Source organism: Streptomyces sp. NPDC097617, from assembly GCF_044761485.1.
Taxonomy (GTDB): Bacteria; Actinomycetota; Actinomycetes; order Streptomycetales; family Streptomycetaceae; genus Streptomyces.
Window position 1 is genome coordinate 93,777 of sequence record NZ_JBIWCL010000003.1, and the last position, 17,982, is coordinate 111,758.

The window sequence follows — 17,982 nt, forward strand, 5'->3', positions numbered from 1 at the left end:
GTTAAAGAACCGGGGAAAGAACCAACCGACCCCACCCCACCGGCTTGCGTCGCTCGGTCGGGTGAATCGTGGCAACTGGGCTGGATTTCCAACTGGTTGCTTGGCATATGCTCGCCCCGACAACCACAGAAATGAGACGGCCCCCGACAGGACGGCGAATCCCGGCGAGGGCCTGACCAAGTAGGAAGCTAGACCTTCCCCATGGCTCCTGAGCACCTTATCGCGCCCGTGCGCGTCTCGTCCCGCGTTCCCTCCGGGACCCCCCGAACCGGTGTCATGCACGTCAACGTGCGGCTCGGCCGTCACTACACCGTGGTCGCCAACTGCCTCTCCCAGCACGGCGAACTGTCCGCGATGGCGATCGGCCTCGCGGTGCACATCCAGTCGCTGTCCGCCGGGTCCCCGGTCAGCGTCAAGGCGCTCGCCGCGCGGTTCCCGGAGGGGGAGATCCGGATCGCCGGCGCCCTGCGGGAGTTGGAGAGGCACGGCTTCCTGGAGCGGCGGCGCGAGCGGCTGGCGACCGGGCAGGTGGTGACGCGGACGTACTCGTACAACGTGCCGGGTGCCCTCGCGGAGGGGCCGCCGGAGCCACCCCCTCCACCGGACCGGGTGCCGGTGCCGCAGGTGCCGCAGCCGGTGCGGGTGCCGAATTCGCAGCCGGAGCCGCAGCCGGAGCCGGAGCCGGAGCCGGAGCCGGAGCCGGAGCCGGAGCCGCAGCCGGAGCCGCAGCCGCAGCCGGAGCCGCGGGGGGCTTACGGGCCCGCGCCCGCACCGCCCGCACCTCCCGTACCCGTACCCGAGCGGCCCGCGCCGGACGACATGGCCTCACCCGCGGAGCGGCCCGTGCACCCCGGTGCGACCGACCTGCTCGCCGGGCTGCGGCGGCGCGATCCGCGGCTGCTGCTGGCCGAGCGCGACGTACTGCGCCTCGCGCCGGGCGTATCGGCCTGGCTGGAGCGCGGGGTCGCTCCCGAGACGGTCGCGCGGGCCCTGTCCGCGGACCTGCCGGTGCAGATGCGGCGCCCCGCGTCCGTACTCGCGTACCGGCTCACCGAGCTGATCCCGCCCCACCTGCCCCCGGAGCCGAGGGCGCCGGCGGGTCCGGTGGTGCGGGACGCGAGACGGCCGGACCCGTTCCAGACCTGCGGCGGCTGCGATCGGGCCTTCCGCGCCCCGCAACCGGGACGCTGCCGCGATTGCCCGCCGCCCGAGAAGGGCGCGGATCAGGAACCGGTGACGCGGACCGATCCGGTGGACGGGCCGGTGGGGTCGCCCACGAAGCAGCTGATCTTGCGGTCGTCGCGGATCCAGGTGCTGGCCTGCGGGTAGTAGTAGTACATCTCCAGCTTGTCCGGGAGCTTCGCGTCCGCGCCCACGTACGAGATCAGTGCCTGGCCGGCGCACTTCTCCTCGGCAATGGCGATGATCTTGTCCGCGCCCGGGTACACGCCGTCGTCCAGGTTGATGACGGCGTAGGTCTCGCCCTTGTGCGGCTGGGCGCACGGCACGATGCGCACGGAGAGGGCGGCCTGGCCGCCTTCCTTGTCGTGGTAGTCCGACAGATCGTCGGTGGTGTTGAAGCAGTCACCCACGCGGACGTCGTTCACGCCGCTGGAGGCCGGTTCGGTGACCGCACCGCTGGTGTCGCGCTTCGGCGGGGTGTCGTCCAGCGCGCCGGTGAGGCCGAGGACGACGAAGATCCCGTAGAACGCGATGGTCACGCCGTGGATGACGATCGCCGCGATGGCGAGGCCCTTGCCCTTCTCGCCGCGCGTGCGGATCTGGGAGAGGGCGACGAAGCCGAGGACCAGCGGGACCAGCGGCAGCGCGCAGACGAGCGACATCACGAACGCCACGATGGCCAGCGCGTTGGTCTTCTGCGACTGCGGCGCGTACCAGCCCTGCGGGCCACCGACGTACGGTCCGGGCTGGCCCGGCTGTCCGTAGGGTCCCGGCTGCGAGTACGGGCCGGGAGCGGACGGTGGCTGCGGCGGTATGGACATGCTGGTGGAGCTCCTTGCTCGAGGGTGGGTCACGATCAACACCCGTGCCCCGATGCATGCCTGCCGATGTTGTCGTGCGGCCCTCACGCTACCTGGCGGGTCCGACACCCCTCGGGGGAGATCACCCACCGCTCCGCCTCGGCGGAGGAGTTCGCCGGCCACGCCGCGCGGCACGGTCTGCCGGCGGATTTCGCCGCCCTGCTGAACGTGCTCCACGGCTGGATCGGCGAAGGGGCGCTTCGCGTCGCTCGCGGACGGTGTGCAGCGGGTGCTGGGGCGTGAACAGCGTGATTTCGGCGACTACCTGCGGACCACCCTCGCGTCCGGCGTGTGGGGCGGTGGCGTGGAGCGTCCGTGAAGAACGGGTTCAGGGGCTGGTCGGGCCGGGTTTTCGCTCCGTAGATTACCGGCGGTAACGCTCGTGCCGAGCCGAGGAGAGTATGCCGTGGAAGCCGAGCTGAAGCCGGCCGGGCCCGTGAGACCGGTAGAACCCGTCAAGACCGTGATCGGTGGAGTGGTCCGGGAGGTGCGGGTGCCCGCGCTCGCGGGACCGCCGGACCGGGGGTCCCTCGGGGACCTGCCGTTCCAGAACGCCTGGGAGGCTCCCGGGGAGGCGGTGCTCGCCCGCAAGGACCGCGACGGCAGCTGGTGCGACGTCACGGCCGCGGAGTTCGCGGCCGAGGTGCTCGCCGTCGCCAAGGGGCTGATCGCCGAAGGGCTCCGCGAGGGCGACCGGCTGGCGATCATGGCCCGCACCACATACGAGTGGACCCTGCTCGACTTCGCCGGATGGGCCGCCGGGCTGGTCACCGTACCGATCTACCCGACCTCCTCCGCCCTCCAGGCGCGCTGGATCATCCAGGACTCCGGGGCCGTGGCCTGCGCCGTCGAGGACACCGCGCAGGCCCGCCTCATCAGCGCCGAGCGGGGCAACCTGCCCTGGCTGACGCACCTGTGGGAACTCGACACCGGCGCCGTGGCCCGGCTGGTCAAGGCCGGGGAACGCATCCCGGACGCGCTCGTGCACGCCCGGCGGGCCGCCCGTACACCGGACTCCGTCGCCACCCTCATCTACACCTCCGGCACCACCGGGCAGCCGAAGGGATGCGTGATCACCCACGCCAACTTCTACGCCCAGGTGGACAACGCGGTGGAGCTGCTGCACCCCGTCTTCCGGTCCGTCAGCAAGGACCCGGCCTCCACCCTGCTGTTCCTGCCGCTCAGTCACGTCTTCGGGCGGATGGTGGCCATCGGCTGCATGCGGGCCCGCGTCAAGCTCGGGCACGCGCCCAGCATCAGTACCGAGGACCTCCTCGCCGACCTCGCCGGCTTCCGGCCCACCTTCCTCCTGGCCATCCCCTACGTACTGGAGAAGGTCTACAACACCGCCCGCGCCACCGCGGAGAAGATGGGCCGCGCCTCCTCCTTCGACCGGGCCGCCCGCATCGCGCAGCGCTTCGGCGAGCTCGCCGAGGACCGGACCCCCGGCCTCGGGCTGCGCCTGGCCCGGTCCGTGTACGACCCGCTCGTCTACCGGCGGATCCGGGCCGCGCTCGGCGGCCGCGTCCGCTACGTCCTGAGCGGCGGATCACCGCTGGGCCGACGGCTCGCCGCCTTCTACACCGGCGCCGGCATCGAGGTCTTCGAGGGCTACGGGCTGACGGAGACCACCGGTGCGAGCACCGTGACCCCGCCGCAGCGGCCCCGCCTCGGCACGGTCGGCTGGCCGCTGCCGGGCACGGCCGTACGGATCGCGGACGACGGGGAGGTGCTGCTCGGCGGCGGCCACGTCTTCGCCGGCTACTGGAACGCCGCGCAGGCGGCCCCGTACGGGAGCTGGCTGGCCACCGGCGACATAGGCGAGCTCGACGCCGACGGGTACCTCACCATCACCGGCCGCAAGAAGGACCTGATCATCACCTCCGGCGGCAAGAACGTGGCCCCCGCGCCGCTGGAGGACTGGCTGCGGGCCCACCCGCTGGTCGGCCAGTGCATGGTCGTCGGCGACAACCGGCCGTACATCACCGCGCTGATCACGCTGGAACCGGACGGGCTCCACCACTGGCGCCAGATGCACAAGAAGCAGAACATGCCGATGCGCGAGCTGGTACGGGACGAGGAACTGCTGGCCGACCTCCAGCGGGCGGTGGACGAGGCCAACCGGCTGGTCTCGCGGGCCGAGTCGATCCGCCGCTTCGCCGTCCTGCCGCGCGACTTCACCGAGGCCCGCGGCCACCTCACCCCGTCGCTCAAGCTCCGCCGGGGCGCGATAGCCCGGGACTACGCGGACCGCATCCAGGAGCTCTACCGGGGCCCGCGGGAGGGGTGAGACGGGCAGGCGGTGCGGGGCGGCCCGGATGACGCTGCGTTAGCATGCTCATGATCGTCAGACGGGGGATTCACCCGTCGCCCCGGCCTCCGCACCGCGCGCCCTCGTCGCCGGCAACGCGGGCTCCTCCACGAACTGGCCGGTCCGCTGGCGGGCCGTCGTCCGGCGCTGACCTGGCCCTGGTGCTGGTGCTGGCCCTCGCCCCGCATCCGCCGTCCGGCCGCTAGTCCTTGGCGGACGGACGGTAGGTGCATACGTGCACACCCGCTGGGCTGATCTTCGTCGAGACCAGTTCGAGGGTGCGCAGGGCGCCGTCCGCGGGGAAGATCGACTTGCCGCCGCCCAGCAGCACCGGCATGACCATCAGCCGGAGTTCGTCGACCAGGCCCTCGGCCAGCAGGGTGCGGACGAGCGTGGGGCTGCCCATGACGACCAGGTCGCCGCCCTCGGCGCCGCGCAGCTCCCGGAGGTGGGCGACGGCCCGGTCCCCGGCGATCCGGGTGGTGTTGTTCCAGGTCAGATCGGACTCGCCCAGGGACCTGGACACGACGTACTTGGGGATGGAGTTCATCCGGTCGGCGAACGGGTCGCCCGCCCGCCCGGGCCACGCCTCGGCCATCGTCTGCCAGGTGCGGCGCCCGAACAGCAGCGCCTGGGCGTTCTCCATCGCCTCGGTGAAGGATCCGCCCACGATCTCCGGGTCGAAGAAGGGGTGCGACCAGCCGCCGTGGGCGAAGCCGCCGTCGTCGTCCTCGCCCTGACCGCCCGGGGCCTGTACGACGCCGTCCAGGCTGATGAACTCGGTGATGACGATGCGCATGGGAGTCGTTCCTCTTCCTCGGTGTTCCTCGGTGCCCCGCGGCGTGTGCACAGGGGAGACCGCGGCCGCCCCCGGAATTCATCGCACCCGCCGGACTTCTGTACTGTGACCCCGGTCACGCGACCCGTCGCCCCCGGGTACCGTACTCGGCCGGAGCGGGCTCACCGGCGACCTTCGGCCACCTTCGGCCGCTTTGAGCCACCTTCGGCCACAACCGCCAGGTGGAGCGTAAATAGGTGGCCATCAGGGCGATTCGGGCGCCGAGTTGGGCGATCTGTCCGTTCGGTCATGAGAGTGCGGTGAAGCCGAGACGAATGGTGCGTCACATCTCCCGACGGGACGGCGAGTCGGGTTCGAATACCTGATAGACAGTGGATATTCACGGCTAGACCGGCCGTATACCTTTGACGGCTCCTTGGGGGGATCGCCGCACTGTGAAGCCGCTTCACCGCCACCTCGTCAACACCTCGCGCAAGGTCCTGTGCACCGCCGCGCTCGCGGCCAGCCTGACCACCGCCGCGGTCGTGACCAGTCCGTCGACCGCCGACGCGGGAGAGTCCGAGCCCACTCCGGACAGTCCGCAGGCCACCGACCGCGGTGACGCCCGGCTGGACCTGCCCGACATCGTCGCCGACCCGCCGCCCACCGGGGTCGGCGCTACCGAGGGAGCCAGCGGGATACCCGCGACCGCCCTCGACGCCTATCACCGTGCCGAGGTGTCGGTGGCCGCGGCGCTCCCCGGCTGCAAGCTGCCCTGGCAGCTGCTCGCCGGCATCGGCCGGGTCGAGTCCGTCCACGCCTCGGGCTACGGCCTCAAGGCCGACGGCTACACCGAGAAGCCCATCCGCGGCCCGCGCCTCGACGGCAACGGCTTCGCCGAGGTCCGGGACACGGACAAGGGCGAGTGGGACGCGGACGCGGTCTACGACCGGGCCGTCGGGCCCATGCAGTTCATCCCGTCCACCTGGTCCACCTGGGGCGCCGACGGCAACGGCGACTCCAAGCGCGACCCGAACAACATCTATGACGCGGCGCTGGGCGCGGGTCTCTACCTGTGCGCGGGCGACCGCGACCTGTCGGTCGCGGCCAAGCTCGACGCGGCGATCCTCAGCTACAACAACTCCCGCGAGTACGTGAACACCGTGCTCGGCTACATGCGCCAGTACCAGTCGGGTGGCGCCGCGGAGGTGCCGAACCCGCCCGTCGGCAACTACCCGACGCAGCCGCCCGGCAGCACCCTGCCGACGCCGTCGCACGTGCCGACACCCACGCCGACTCCGACCCCGACTCCGACGCCCACGCCGACCCCGACGCCCACGCCGACTCCGACGCCCACTCCGACCCCGGAGCAGCCGAAGCCGCCGGCCGCGCGCCTGGCGGAGCTGAAGGTCCTCAGCGGTCCCGGCCTCACGGCCGAGGCCGGTGCGGCCTTCACCGAGGTCCCGCGGGTCAAGGTGCTCCTGAGCGACGGCAAGCCCGCCGTCAACCAGGAGGTCGTCTTCGTGGTCGAGCAGGACACCACCGGTGGCACCCGCTTCGGTACCGCGGACTCCCTGGTGGTCAAGGCGGGCGCCGACGGCATCGCCGCCGCGCCCGGGCTGAAGGCAGGCTCCAAGGCCGGCACCTTCACCCTGCGCGCCTCGGCCTACGACCCGCAGGGCAGGTTCACCGTGAGCTTCGACGGCAAGGTCACCGTGACGGTCGCGGACAAGCTGGCCCGTGCGGGCGACGCGAAGCCGCTGGAGGCGGTCGCCGGCAAGAGCTTCACCGACGTGGAGGTCTTCGCCACCGCCGCAGGCAAGGCCGTTGCGGGGACCGAGACGGTCGCCGACCTGGTCGTGAAGGACGCGGACGGCAAGTGGGTCCCGGTGGACCCGGCGACCGCGAAGGGCCCGTACTTCAAGGACGCGGCCGGCAAGAAGGTCTTCGGGCAGCTGCTGGACAGGACGGGCGCCGACGGCAAGATCGTCCTGCCGGACCTGTTCACCGCGGATGTGGCCCCGGGCACTTACTTCGTGCGCCTGACCACCAAGGAGAACGTGATCCTGGTCCTGGAGCTCAAGGTCACGACTCCGGCCCCGACCCCGGACCCGTCTCCCGCGAAGACGGCGGCCCGCCCCTGAGGCAAGACGCCCCTACGGCGAGTACGCCAGTGGCCCCCGCCGCCGTTCCCACGGTGCCGGGGGCCACTGGCGTTGCCCCTCCCCGCCGGCGGACGGCCGGGGAAAAGGCAGGAGCCCTGCCTGATCTGCTCGCGCAGAGGGGACAGGGCTCCTTGGGTACTGCTTTTCCAACCCGCGACGAGTTGGCCCAGGCGACTAGGCCGGGGTGACGTTCTCCGCCTGCGGGCCCTTCGGACCCTGCGTGACGTCGAAGTTCACCATCTGGTTCTCCTCGAGGGAGCGGAAGCCAGAGGCGTTGATCGCGGAGTAGTGGACGAAGACATCCGGGCCGCCGCCGTCCTGGGCGATGAAGCCGAAGCCCTTTTCAGCGTTGAACCACTTCACGGTTCCGGTAGCCATGAGCCCTCCTATGGGCCAAAGGGTCGCCCTGCTCCAGAACCTGCTAAGAAGTCTGAAAACTACAAAAGCCTGCGGGTCACATTCTCCGCAGGCCTCGTACTGCAAGGGAAACCAAACTGCAACTTGCGTCGAGCCTAGCACGCACCCTGTGGCGGAGACCAGAGGGAGAGATCACGTCACTCGGACGTTTGAGACCCGCTGGAAGGCTGACGCTGACCCGGGTACTAGTCTCGCGATGTGGACCTCTATCGCAGCCGACCCCGCGTCGGCCACATTCAGTTCCTGAACTGCCTGCCCCTCTACTGGGGGCTGGCCAGAACCGGCACTCTGCTGGACCTGGAGCTGACCAAGGACTCCCCCGAGAAGCTCAGCGAGCGCCTCGTCCAGGGAGACCTGGACATCGCCCCGATCACCCTCGTGGAGTTCCTCCGCAACGCCGACCAGCTCGTCGCCTTCCCCGACATCGCGGTCGGCTGCGACGGCCCGGTGATGTCCTGCGTGATCGTTTCGCAGGTCCCCCTGGAGCAGCTCGACGGCGCCCGCGTCGCGCTCGGCTCCACCTCTCGTACGTCCGTACGCCTCGCCCAGCTGCTGCTTTCGGAGCAGTACGGCGTACGGCCCGACTACTACACCTGCCCGCCCGACCTGAGCGTGATGATGCAGGAGGCGGACGCGGCCGTACTGATCGGGGACGCCGCGCTGCGCGCCTCGCTGCACGACGCGCCCCGGCTCGGGCTGACCGTGCACGACCTCGGGCACATGTGGAAGGAGTGGACCGGGCTGCCGTTCGTCTTCGCCGTCTGGGCCGCCCGCAAGGACTACCTCGCCCGCGAGCCCACCGTCGTGCGTGAGGTCCACGAGGCCTTCCTCTCCTCCCGGGACGTCTCCTTGGAGGAGGTCACCAAGGTGGCCGAGCAGGCGGCCCGCTGGGAGGCCTTCGACGCGGAGCTGCTGGAGCGCTACTTCACGACGCTCGACTTCCGCTTCGGTCCCGAGCAGCTGGCCGGCGTACGGGAATTCGCACGCCGTACGGGACCGACGACGGGGTATCCCGCGGATGTCTCCGTGGAGCTGCTGAGCACGGTGGTCCAGGAGTGCTGACCGGGTTTACCCCGCGGTAGTGCAAAGGTCGCCCGGGTGAATATGCGGTTTACCGGGAATTCCCGCCCTTTGTGTATTTCTCGCCCCGGGGTGGAAATGCAAAAGGGTGGCTGTGCTCCTTCCCCCGCCCCGCCCCGGCACCGCCTAGGCTGCTGCTGCTCGGCCGGGCGGCACAAGGCGCCCGCGAACACGGGGAATTGGGGGACGTGATGCAGCCGCTCGATGCCGGGGAGCCGCGGACCATCGGCGCGTACCGGCTGCTGGGCCGGCTCGGCGCGGGTGGCATGGGCCGGGTCTACCTGGGACGCAGTGCCGGCGGCCGGACCGTCGCGGTCAAGATCGTGCACCCCCACTTCGCCTCCGACGAGGAGTTCCGGGCCCGGTTCCGCCGGGAGGTCGAGGCGGCCCGCCGGGTGGGCGGCGAGTGGACCGCGCCCGTGCTCGACGCGGACCCCGACGCCCCGGTGCCGTGGGTGGCCACCGGATACGTCGCCGGCCCCTCCCTGGACCGGGCGCTGGCCGGGCACGGGCCGCTGCCCGAGGCCTCGGTACGGGCCATCGGCGCGGGGCTGGCCCGCGCCCTGGTGGCCGTGCACGGCCTGGGCCTCGTACACCGGGACGTGAAGCCGTCGAACGTGATGCTCAGCCTCGACGGGCCGCGCCTGATCGACTTCGGGATCGCGCGGGCCTCGGACGGAACGGCCTCGCTCACCTCCACCGGGGTCTCCGTCGGCTCGCCCGGCTACATGTCGCCCGAGCAGATCCTCGGCAAGGGGATCAGCGGGGCGGCCGACGTGTTCTCGCTCGGCGCGGTCATGGCCTTCGCGGCGACCGGGCGGCCGCCCTTCACGGGGGACAACTCGGCCACTCTCCTCTACAAGGTGGTCCACGAGCCGCCGGAGCTCGGCGCGCTCCGGGCCGGGGAGCTGCGCGATCTGATCGAGGCCTGCCTGGCCAAGACGGCCGCGGAGCGGCCCGCCCCCGAGGCGATCGCGGCGGCCCTCGGCGGGGCGCTGGGCGCCCCGGGCTGGCTTCCCGGACCGCTGGTGGAGGAAGCCAGCCGGGCCGCGGTGGCCCTGCTGGACCTGGACGCGGACACCTCCGGGGGCGGGTCCGACGCGTCGGCCGGCCGGGGTTTCGGGGCGCCGCACTCGCCGTACGCGGATGTCCCGTCGGGGCCGGTGCCGTTCACGGCGGCCTCGTACGGAGGCCCTGCAGGGGCGGGGGGTTTCGGGCCGCCCGACCCCGCGTACGGGGCAGCGGGACGGGTCGCCGGAGCGTCGGCCGCCGACCCGCCCGGCGGATCCGGTCCGTACGCGACCCCCGGGCCGGGAACCGGCGGCGGGGGGCTGCCCGGCCAGCGGACCGCCGCCGAGGTACCGGCGCGGCAGGTCACCGTCCGGGCGGCCGGGCGCCGGTTCAGCTGCACCGTCGTCCTGGCCGCGGCCGCCGTGCTGGCGGTGCTGTCCGGCGGGCTGTACTGGCTGGACGTCCTGCCCGGCCAGGGCGCCGGGGGACGCGACCTCGCCGACGCCGGAGCGCGCCCCTCCGCTTCCTCGCCCGCCCCCGGAGCCTCGGCCCCGAACCCGGCGGGGACCCCGAGCACGGGCGGGAGCGGGAGTCCCGTCGCGCCCAAGGGAACACGTCAGGACGTCCCCAAGGAGCTCGTCGGCACTTGGAAGGGCACGGTCACCACGGCCCGGCTCGGCCTCTCCTCGGAGTTCGAGATCACCATCAGGGCGGGCAAGGTCGGTGAGGTCGTCGCGCGGGACAAGTCGGTCCTGGACGTCCTCGGCACCGACTGCAGCGGCGACTGGAAGCTCTCCTCCGCCACCGACCGCTCGCTGGTCCTGGACACCTCGGCCGGCCCCAACCCGGCCCCCGGCGTCTGCTCCAACGGCTCCGCCGACGAGCGCTTCGCCCTCAACCCCGACGGGACGCTGCACTACAAGTCGGGCGACACCCCGGCCGGAAACCCCGAGGGCGACCTCAGGCGCAGCCCCTGAAATGCGCCGGTCGGCCCTGGCGTAGGCTGGATCGGTCCGGACCTTGACACAGACACACCGCCGAAAGGTGACGCACCGGTGACCGACCAGGCCGTTCTCCAGTCTGTCCTCGACCGCGCAGCCGCGGGGGGCCGGATCACCAAGGAAGAGGCGCTCGACCTCTACCGCCACGCGCCGCTGCACGCGCTCGGCCAGGCGGCCGACGCGGTGCGCCGCCGCCGCTACGCCGGTACCGAGCACATCGCGACGTACATCATCGAGCGGAACATCAACTACACCAACGTGTGCGTCACGGCGTGCAAGTTCTGTGCCTTCTACGCGGCCCCCAAGGACGCGAAGAAGGGCTGGTCCCGCGACCTCGACGACATCCTGCGCCGCTGCGCGGAGACCGTCGAGCTCGGCGGTACGCAGATCATGTTCCAGGGCGGGCACCACCCGGACTACGGCGTCGAGTACTACGAGCACCACTTCTCCGCCATCAAGAAGGAGTTCCCGCAGCTGGTCATCCACTCCCTCGGCGCGTCCGAGGTCGAGCACATGGCCCGCATCTCGGGCGTCTCGGCCGAGGAGGCCATCCAGCGCATCCACGCGGCCGGCCTCGACTCCTTCGCGGGCGCCGGCGCCGAACTGCTGCCGGAGCGGCCGCGCACGGCGATCGCCCCGCTCAAGGAGTCGGGCGAGCGCTGGCTGGAGATCATGGAGATCGCCCACAAGCTGGGCGTGGAGTCCACCTCCACCATGCTGATGGGCACCGGCGAGACCAACGCCGAGCGCATCGAGCACATCGCGATGATCCGGGACACGCAGGACCGTACGGGCGGCTTCCGCGCCTTCATCCCGTACACCTACCAGCCCGAGAACAACCGCCTCAAGGGCCGCACCCAGGCGACGATCTTCGAGTACCTGCGCATGATCGCGATCGCGCGCCTCTTCCTCGACAACATCGCCCACATCCAGGGCTCCTGGCTGACCGTGGGCAAGGAGGCGGGCCAGCTCTCGCTGCACTACGGCGCGGACGACCTCGGCTCGATCATGCTGGAGGAGAACGTCGTCTCCTCGGCCGGTGCCAAGCACCGCTCCAACCGCCAGGAGATCATCGACCTGATCCGCAAGGCGGGCCGCACCCCGGCGCAGCGCGCGACCACGTACGAGCACCTGCTCGTGCACGACGACCCGGCGAACGACCCGGTCGACGAGCGCGTGGTCTCGCACATCTCCTCCACCGCCCTCGAAGGCGGCACGGCGCACCCCGAGCTGAAGCTCATCTCCACGAACTGACGAAGCCCGCCGACGATGCTGACGCTCCACACCGCCGAACTCCTCGTCCCCGGGCCGGGAACCGCGCCGCTGCCGGGCGGTGCGGTCCTCGTCGACGGCGACCGAATAGCCCGCCTCGGCCCGTACGAGGAGGTCGCCGCGGCCCACCCGCACGCCCGGACCCGCCGCTGGCCCGGGGTGATCACCCCGGGGCTGGTCGTGCGCGGCGCGGACGAGCTGCTGGAGCGGACGTACTACCCGGACGACCCGTACGAGGTCACCGAGCTCGGCGCCGACCCGATCAGGGGCCAGGCCGCGCTCGACGCGCTGAAGATGACCGAGCCGCGGTGGGGCAACAGCGCCCGGCGGGGCACGCAGCGGCTCCTGGCCCGCGGGGTGGTGGCGGTCTGCGGCCGCTTCACGGTCCCGGCGGTCCGCACGGCGGTGTCCCGGTCCGGACTCACCATCCTGGCGCCGGTCGCCTATGAGGGGCTGCCCGCCCTGGATCCCCTCGCCGGAAGGGGAGCGGCCTCGGAAGCCTTCCACGGCATCCTGGAGGCAGGGGTTCCGGCGCGCTTCGCGGTCTTCGCGGTGGCGGACGAGGCCGCGTTGCTGGAGCGGGGCGCGACCACCTGCGTGGCCACGGTCATCGGTGGGCGGCTGCTGCACCGCCGTCGCTGAGGCCGGTGCGCCCGCAGTGCGCGGGGCCGGCGGCGCGGCGGGTGTCCTCGCGGGCGAGGGCGGCCAGCAGACAGGCCTGGAGGCGGCTGATGCCGCCCAGCTTCGCCCGTATGTTCACGACGTGGAACTTGACGGTGCTGACCGAGAGTTGGAGCTCGACGGCGAGTTCCCTGTTGGAGGCGCCGGTGGCCAGGCAGAGGAACACGGCCGACTCCTGCTCGGTCAGCTGGGCATCGGCGAGCCGGTCCGCGGTGGGCCGGTCCGCCGCCGGTCTGTCCTCGCTCGGCACGTCCTCGCGCGGCGCCTCCCCCTCCGCGCCCGGTTCCTCGTACGAGGGAAACCACGCGGGGACGCTGAAGCTGACGACGCGCACATGATCTCCTAGCCCCGGCCGACCCGCCCTGTGATCGGCTCTCTCGTCCTATAGGACGGACGGACCGGACAGGTAGGTTCCATTCGAGTCGTAAGGCCAGGCATTGGACTTGCAGCCGAGCAGTCCCTTGATCTGCTGCATCATCGCCGGGGCGGGCTGGCCGGGGCCCGGGCACGACTCGTGCCCGCGGCCGAGCTCGTGCCCGACCTCGTGGTTGATGATCAGCGCCCGGTACTCCTCGGGCGAGCCGCTGAACTGCGGCGAACCCTCCTGCCAGCGCTTGAGGTTGACCACGACGGTGTGCCCCGTGCTGCAGTTGGTCTCGCCTATGAGCTCGGGCGTGACCACGTCGCACAGGCTGTCGGTGGTCTTGGGCGTCGCGATCTTGATGGTGAAATCGACGGGCTGGCCCGCCGCGACGAGCTGGAAGCCGTACTTCGAGTCCTTGGTCCAGCCGCGCGGGTCCCCGAGGATCGCCTCGACCGAGCGGGCGGCCGCCTCCGGGTCGACCCCGCTGCCCTCCTCGACCTCGATCCGCCAGCGGCGCGCGGGCCCCTTGCCCTGCGCCTTGCCGGCGGCGGCGGAGGCCTTGAAGACACCCGGCCGGGCGGCCGTCGCGGAGGGCTGCGGCGAGGGCGAGCCCTCGGCCTGCGGCGAAGGCGAGGCGGATGGCTCGGGGGAGGGGGACTTCTGGCCGCCCTGCGGGACGGCGTTCCCGGAGCCGTCGGCGGACTCCGCGTCCGTCGGGTCCGGCGAGGCCGCGGTCCGGCCCGCGGCGGTCTTCGCGCCGTCGTCCCCGGGGAGCAGCGTGTACGCGGTCGCCGAGACCACGACCAGTGCCGCCGAGCCGAGGAGGATCGTGCGCCGCAGCCGCTTGCGCCGCTCGGCCCGGCGCTTGGCGCGCGGGCCGCTGCGGCTGGAGCGACCGGTGGAATGGCCTGCCGGCATCGTGAAGCTTTCTGTTCGCGGCGGCCACTGCCGGTCCGGCCACGATTCGGGTGCCGGTCCGGTGGGTGACCCTCACCGGGCCGCACCCTGTCAGTCAACGTGTCCGCGGGGTCGCGGCGTAACTGTCCTTCGGAACAGTTTCCGACATCCGTGCGGTGGGTGGACCGGTCGGGGGGGCCGGCAGGACCGTCGCCCGGAGGTGGCGGAGCCCCGGCGGCCCGGAGGGGGTGCGGCCTGAGAGGATGGGGACGTACCCGCCGATCCGCATCGCACACCGAGGGGCGAACGCCAGTGACAAGGGCTTCCCTGGACAAGCAGCCGCACGAAGTCGCCTCCATGTTCGACGGTGTGGCCGCGAACTATGACCTCACCAACGACGTCCTCTCGCTCGGCCAGGCCCGGCTGTGGCGCAAGGAGGTCGCCAAGGCGGTCGACGCGCGCCCCGGGCACAAGGTCCTCGACCTGGCCGCCGGGACCGCGACCTCCTCGCTGCCCTTCGCCGCCACCGGTGCGTACGTCGTCCCCTGCGACTTCTCCCTGGGCATGCTCATGGAGGGCAAGAAGAAGCACTCCTGGCTGCCGCTGACCGCCGGGGACGCGACGAAGCTGCCGTTCAAGGACGACACCTTCGACACCGTCACGATCTCCTTCGGGCTGCGCAACGTCCAGGACACCGATGCCGCGCTGCGCGAGCTGTACCGGGTGACGAAGCCCGGCGGGCAGGTCGTGATCTGCGAGTTCTCGCAGCCCACCTGGGCGCCGGTGCGCACGGTCTACATGGAGTACCTGATGCGCGCCCTGCCGCCGGTGGCCCGCGCAGTGTCCTCCAACCCCGACGCGTACGTGTACCTCGCCGAGTCCATCCGCGAGTGGCCCGACCAGCCGGCGCTGGCCGCCCTGCTGCAGAAGGCCGGCTGGGCCAAGGTGGCCTGGCGCAACCTGAGCGGCGGCATCGTCGCCCTGCACCGGGGCATCAAGGACTGACCGCCGTGCCCGACGTCGCGCCCACGGACTACGGGCCCCTGCTCAAGCGGATCGCGGCCGACATCGCTCCGCTGATGGGCAGCGGCACCCCGGCCGAGTACATCCCCGCGCTCGCCGCCGTGGACCGGCGGCAGTTCGGCATGGCCGTCGCCGACCTCGACGGCAACGTCTTCGGGGTCGGGGACTGGCAGGTGCCCTTCTCGGCGCAGTCCATCACCAAGGTCTTCGCGCTCGCGCTGGCCCTGGCCGAGGGCGGCGACAGCCTGTGGGAGCGGGTCGGCCGGGAGCCCTCCGGCAACCCGTTCAACTCGCTCGTGCAGCTGGAGTACGAAAACGGCATTCCGCGCAATCCCTTCATCAACGCGGGCGCCCTCGTCGTCACGGACCGGCTCCAGACGCTGACGGGCGACGCGAGCAGTGAACTGCTGGAGTTCCTGCGGCAGGAGAGCCAGAACCCGGACATAGGCTTCGACGCCGAGGTCGCCGCCTCCGAGCAGGAGCACGGCGACCGCAACGCGGCCGTCGCCCACTTCATGGCCTCGTACGGGAACATCGACAACCCGGTACCCGCCCTGCTGGAGCACTACTTCTGGCAGTGCTCCATCGAGATGAGCTGCGCCGACCTGGCCCGCGCCGGGCGTTTCCTGGCCCGGCACGGGCTCCGCGCGGACGGCTCGCGGCTGCTGACGCGCAGCGAGGCCAAGCAGATCAACGCGGTGATGCTGACCTGCGGGACGTACGACGCGGCCGGTGAATTCGCCTACCGCGTCGGCCTGCCGGGCAAGAGCGGCGTCGGCGGCGGCATCGTCGCGGTCGTCCCCGGCCAGTGCGTCCTGGCCGTGTGGAGCCCGGGCCTGGACGCCCGGGGCAACTCGGTCGCGGGCGTGGCCGCGCTGGACCGCTTCACGACCCTGACGGGCCTCTCGGTGTTCTAGGGGGCGGAGGTGTGCGGGGGACCTGCTCGTCACCCACACGCCGCCGCCCGTTCGTCACCCCTGGGCGAGCGTGAGTTCGTAGCGGCGGCCGGGGTTGCCCGACGGGGTGGGAAACTCCTCGGCCAGCACCATCCCCAGGCGTTCCGCGACCGCCACCGAACGGCCGTTGCGGGCGTCGATCATCGCCACGACCCGGGTCAGGCCGGCCGCCCGGATCCGGTCCAGCGTGGCCAGCGCGGCGGCGTACGCGTACCCCTGGCCCCACGCGGAGCGGCCCAGCCGCCAGCCGATCTCGATCTCGCCGACCGGTCCCCACCCCTTCTCCCGGGGCCACGGCTGGGCACCGGTGAAGCCGATCACCGCGCCCTCCGCGTCCAGCAGGGTCCACAGGCAGTAGCCCAGCTGGGCGTCGTGCATGCGCTGGCGCGCGGACAGCTCCTCGTACGCGGACAGCTCCGCGGGACCCCCGAGGAACTTCATGACGTCGGGGTCGTCGAAGACCGAGTGCCAGGCGTGCGCGTCCTCGTCCGTGGGAACGCGGAGCTGTACGGCGGGAAGCGGCCGGGTCGGCGAGGTGGTCATCGGAGGCACCCTTCGGATCGCGATCTCTCTCGCTGCATAGACTGCACATGTCCGGTGCCGTCTGGCACCCTTTATCGAGCCTTCGGGAGACCCCGCAGTGACCGAGCTCCTCTCCGAACACTCCGCGGACGTGATCGTCGTCGGGGCCGGGCCCGCCGGCTCGACCACCGCCTACTACCTCGCCAAGGCCGGATTGGACGTCCTGCTGCTGGAGAAGACGGCGTTCCCGCGCGAGAAGGTCTGCGGCGACGGCCTGACCCCGCGCGCCACCAAGCAGCTCGTGGCGATGGGTATCGACATCTCCGAAGAGGCCGGCTGGCTGCGGAACAAGGGTCTGCGGATCATCGGCGGCGGGCAGCGGCTCCAGCTGGACTGGCCGGAACTCGCCTCCTACCCGGACTACGGACTCGTCCGCAAGCGGGACGACTTCGACGAGACCCTGGCCCGCCAGGCGCAGAAGGCCGGCGCCCGGCTGTACGAGCGCTGCACCGTCGGAGAGCCCGTGCGCGACGCGCGCACCGGCCACATCACCGGCGTCCAGGCGAAGCTGGGCGAGGAGAAGACCCCGGTCACCTTCCACGCCCCGCTGGTCGTCGCGGCCGACGGCAACTCCTCCCGGCTGTCCCTCGCGATGGGACTGCACCGGCGCGAGGACCGCCCGATGGGCGTGGCCGTGCGGACGTACTTCACCTCGCCCCGGCACGACGACGACTACCTGGAGTCGTGGCTGGAGCTGTGGGACCGGCGCGGCGCCCAGGACCGGCTGCTGCCCGGCTACGGCTGGATCTTCGGCATGGGCGACGGCACGTCCAACGTCGGCCTCGGCATCCTCAACTCCTCCTCCGCCTTCAAGGAGCTGGACTGGCGCGAGGTCCTCAAGGCCTGGTGCGCCTCCATGCCGGAGGACTGGGGCTACACCCCCGAGAACATGACGCAGCCGATCCGCGGCGCGGCCCTGCCGATGGCCTTCAACCGGCAGCCGCACTACACCAAGGGCCTCCTGCTGGTCGGTGACGCGGGCGGACTCGTCAACCCGTTCAACGGCGAGGGCATCGCCTACGCCATGGAGTCGGGCCAGATCGCGGCCGACGTCATCGTGCAGGCCCAGGCCCGCTCCACCCCGGCGCAGCGCGAACTGGCGCTGCACAACTACCCGAAGGTGCTCAAGGAGACCTACGGCGGCTACTACACGCTGGGCCGCGCCTTCGTGAAGCTGATCGGCAACCCGAAGGTCATGAAGATCGCCGCTCAGCGCGGTCTGACCCACCCGGTGCTGATGCGCTTCACCCTGAAGATGCTGGCCAACCTGACCGACCCGACGGGCGGCGACGCGATGGACCGCATCATCAACGGCCTCTCGAAGGTGGCCCCGAAGGCCTGAGCAGGGCGCTGGCGTGAGCCGGGTGGCGGGGGCGGCGTGCCGGTGCGAGCCGCCCCGCCC

The 17,982-nt window shown here is 71.8% G+C and carries 16 protein-coding genes; 10 read left to right on the forward strand and 6 right to left on the reverse strand.

What is annotated here, in order from left to right; translation table 11 throughout:
• Positions 1-201 precede the first annotated feature (201 nt).
• Complete coding sequence (locus ACIQZO_RS06740; RefSeq protein ID WP_403621191.1) at positions 202-1,329, forward strand: helix-turn-helix domain-containing protein; 1,128 nt, start codon at positions 202-204, stop codon at positions 1,327-1,329.
• Here the strand turns inward: ACIQZO_RS06740 and ACIQZO_RS06745 are convergent.
• Positions 1,224-2,003, reverse strand: a complete 780-nt coding sequence (locus ACIQZO_RS06745) for a DUF4190 domain-containing protein (RefSeq protein ID WP_403621194.1) — start codon at positions 2,001-2,003, stop codon at positions 1,224-1,226. The genes ACIQZO_RS06740 and ACIQZO_RS06745 overlap by 106 nt on opposite strands.
• A gap of 445 nt (positions 2,004-2,448) precedes the next feature.
• Between ACIQZO_RS06745 and ACIQZO_RS06750 the strand changes: the two genes are divergently transcribed.
• Positions 2,449-4,332: an AMP-dependent synthetase/ligase gene (locus ACIQZO_RS06750; protein WP_403621197.1), complete on the forward strand. Its 1,884-nt coding sequence runs from the start codon at positions 2,449-2,451 to the stop codon at positions 4,330-4,332.
• 223 nt (positions 4,333-4,555) lie between these two features.
• Here ACIQZO_RS06750 and ACIQZO_RS06755 read toward each other — a convergent pair whose 3' ends face one another.
• Positions 4,556-5,152, reverse strand: coding sequence for a dihydrofolate reductase family protein (locus tag ACIQZO_RS06755; RefSeq protein ID WP_403621200.1), 597 nt, complete (start codon positions 5,150-5,152; stop codon positions 4,556-4,558).
• A 434-nt stretch (positions 5,153-5,586) separates the two neighbouring features.
• Here ACIQZO_RS06755 and ACIQZO_RS06760 point away from each other — a divergent pair, with 434 nt between their 5' ends.
• On the forward strand, positions 5,587-7,275 hold the full coding sequence (locus tag ACIQZO_RS06760; RefSeq protein ID WP_403621203.1) for a hypothetical protein: 1,689 nt from the start codon (positions 5,587-5,589) through the stop codon (positions 7,273-7,275).
• 195 nt (positions 7,276-7,470) lie between these two features.
• On the opposite strand, the gene ACIQZO_RS06765 is transcribed toward ACIQZO_RS06760, so the two are convergent.
• Positions 7,471-7,674, reverse strand: a complete 204-nt coding sequence (locus ACIQZO_RS06765; RefSeq protein ID WP_030162033.1) for a cold-shock protein — start codon at positions 7,672-7,674, stop codon at positions 7,471-7,473.
• Between the two features lie 237 nt (positions 7,675-7,911).
• Here ACIQZO_RS06765 and ACIQZO_RS06770 point away from each other — a divergent pair, with 237 nt between their 5' ends.
• From ACIQZO_RS06770 to ACIQZO_RS06785, 4 genes are all read left to right on the forward strand, one after another.
• Positions 7,912-8,775: a menaquinone biosynthetic enzyme MqnA/MqnD family protein gene (locus ACIQZO_RS06770; protein WP_403621206.1), complete on the forward strand. Its 864-nt coding sequence runs from the start codon at positions 7,912-7,914 to the stop codon at positions 8,773-8,775.
• A 209-nt stretch (positions 8,776-8,984) separates the two neighbouring features.
• Positions 8,985-10,781 (forward strand): serine/threonine-protein kinase, encoded by a 1,797-nt coding sequence (locus ACIQZO_RS06775; RefSeq protein WP_403622095.1) that lies wholly within the window; start codon positions 8,985-8,987, stop codon positions 10,779-10,781.
• A 78-nt stretch (positions 10,782-10,859) separates the two neighbouring features.
• Positions 10,860-12,059 carry a cyclic dehypoxanthinyl futalosine synthase gene (gene mqnC, locus ACIQZO_RS06780; RefSeq protein WP_403621209.1) on the forward strand — a complete coding sequence of 400 codons (1,200 nt, stop codon included), beginning with the start codon at positions 10,860-10,862 and terminating at the stop codon, positions 12,057-12,059.
• Between the two features lie 15 nt (positions 12,060-12,074).
• Positions 12,075-12,719 carry an imidazolonepropionase-like domain-containing protein gene (locus ACIQZO_RS06785; protein WP_403621211.1) on the forward strand — a complete coding sequence of 215 codons (645 nt, stop codon included), beginning with the start codon at positions 12,075-12,077 and terminating at the stop codon, positions 12,717-12,719.
• On the opposite strand, the gene ACIQZO_RS06790 is transcribed toward ACIQZO_RS06785, so the two are convergent.
• Together ACIQZO_RS06790 and ACIQZO_RS06795 are read right to left on the reverse strand one after the other, a co-directional pair.
• Positions 12,685-13,092: a helix-turn-helix transcriptional regulator gene (locus ACIQZO_RS06790; RefSeq protein ID WP_403621214.1), complete on the reverse strand. Its 408-nt coding sequence runs from the start codon at positions 13,090-13,092 to the stop codon at positions 12,685-12,687. The two genes, ACIQZO_RS06785 and ACIQZO_RS06790, sit on opposite strands and share 35 nt — an antisense overlap.
• A 48-nt stretch (positions 13,093-13,140) precedes the next feature.
• Positions 13,141-14,040 (reverse strand): DUF3152 domain-containing protein, encoded by a 900-nt coding sequence (locus tag ACIQZO_RS06795; protein ID WP_403621217.1) that lies wholly within the window; start codon positions 14,038-14,040, stop codon positions 13,141-13,143.
• Between the two features lie 291 nt (positions 14,041-14,331).
• Between ACIQZO_RS06795 and ACIQZO_RS06800 the strand changes: the two genes are divergently transcribed.
• Together ACIQZO_RS06800 and ACIQZO_RS06805 are read left to right on the forward strand one after the other, a co-directional pair.
• Complete coding sequence (locus ACIQZO_RS06800; protein WP_403621220.1) at positions 14,332-15,024, forward strand: demethylmenaquinone methyltransferase; 693 nt, start codon at positions 14,332-14,334, stop codon at positions 15,022-15,024.
• Between the two features lie 5 nt (positions 15,025-15,029).
• Complete coding sequence (locus ACIQZO_RS06805) at positions 15,030-15,959, forward strand: glutaminase (RefSeq protein ID WP_403621223.1); 930 nt, start codon at positions 15,030-15,032, stop codon at positions 15,957-15,959.
• A 54-nt stretch (positions 15,960-16,013) separates the two neighbouring features.
• Here the strand turns inward: ACIQZO_RS06805 and ACIQZO_RS06810 are convergent, their stop codons facing one another.
• Entirely contained in the window at positions 16,014-16,541 is a 528-nt protein-coding gene (locus ACIQZO_RS06810) for a GNAT family N-acetyltransferase (RefSeq protein WP_403621226.1), read from the reverse strand.
• A 97-nt stretch (positions 16,542-16,638) separates the two neighbouring features.
• Here ACIQZO_RS06810 and ACIQZO_RS06815 point away from each other — a divergent pair, with 97 nt between their 5' ends.
• Positions 16,639-17,922: a geranylgeranyl reductase family protein gene (locus ACIQZO_RS06815; RefSeq protein WP_403621229.1), complete on the forward strand. Its 1,284-nt coding sequence runs from the start codon at positions 16,639-16,641 to the stop codon at positions 17,920-17,922.
• Positions 17,923-17,982 lie beyond the last annotated feature (60 nt).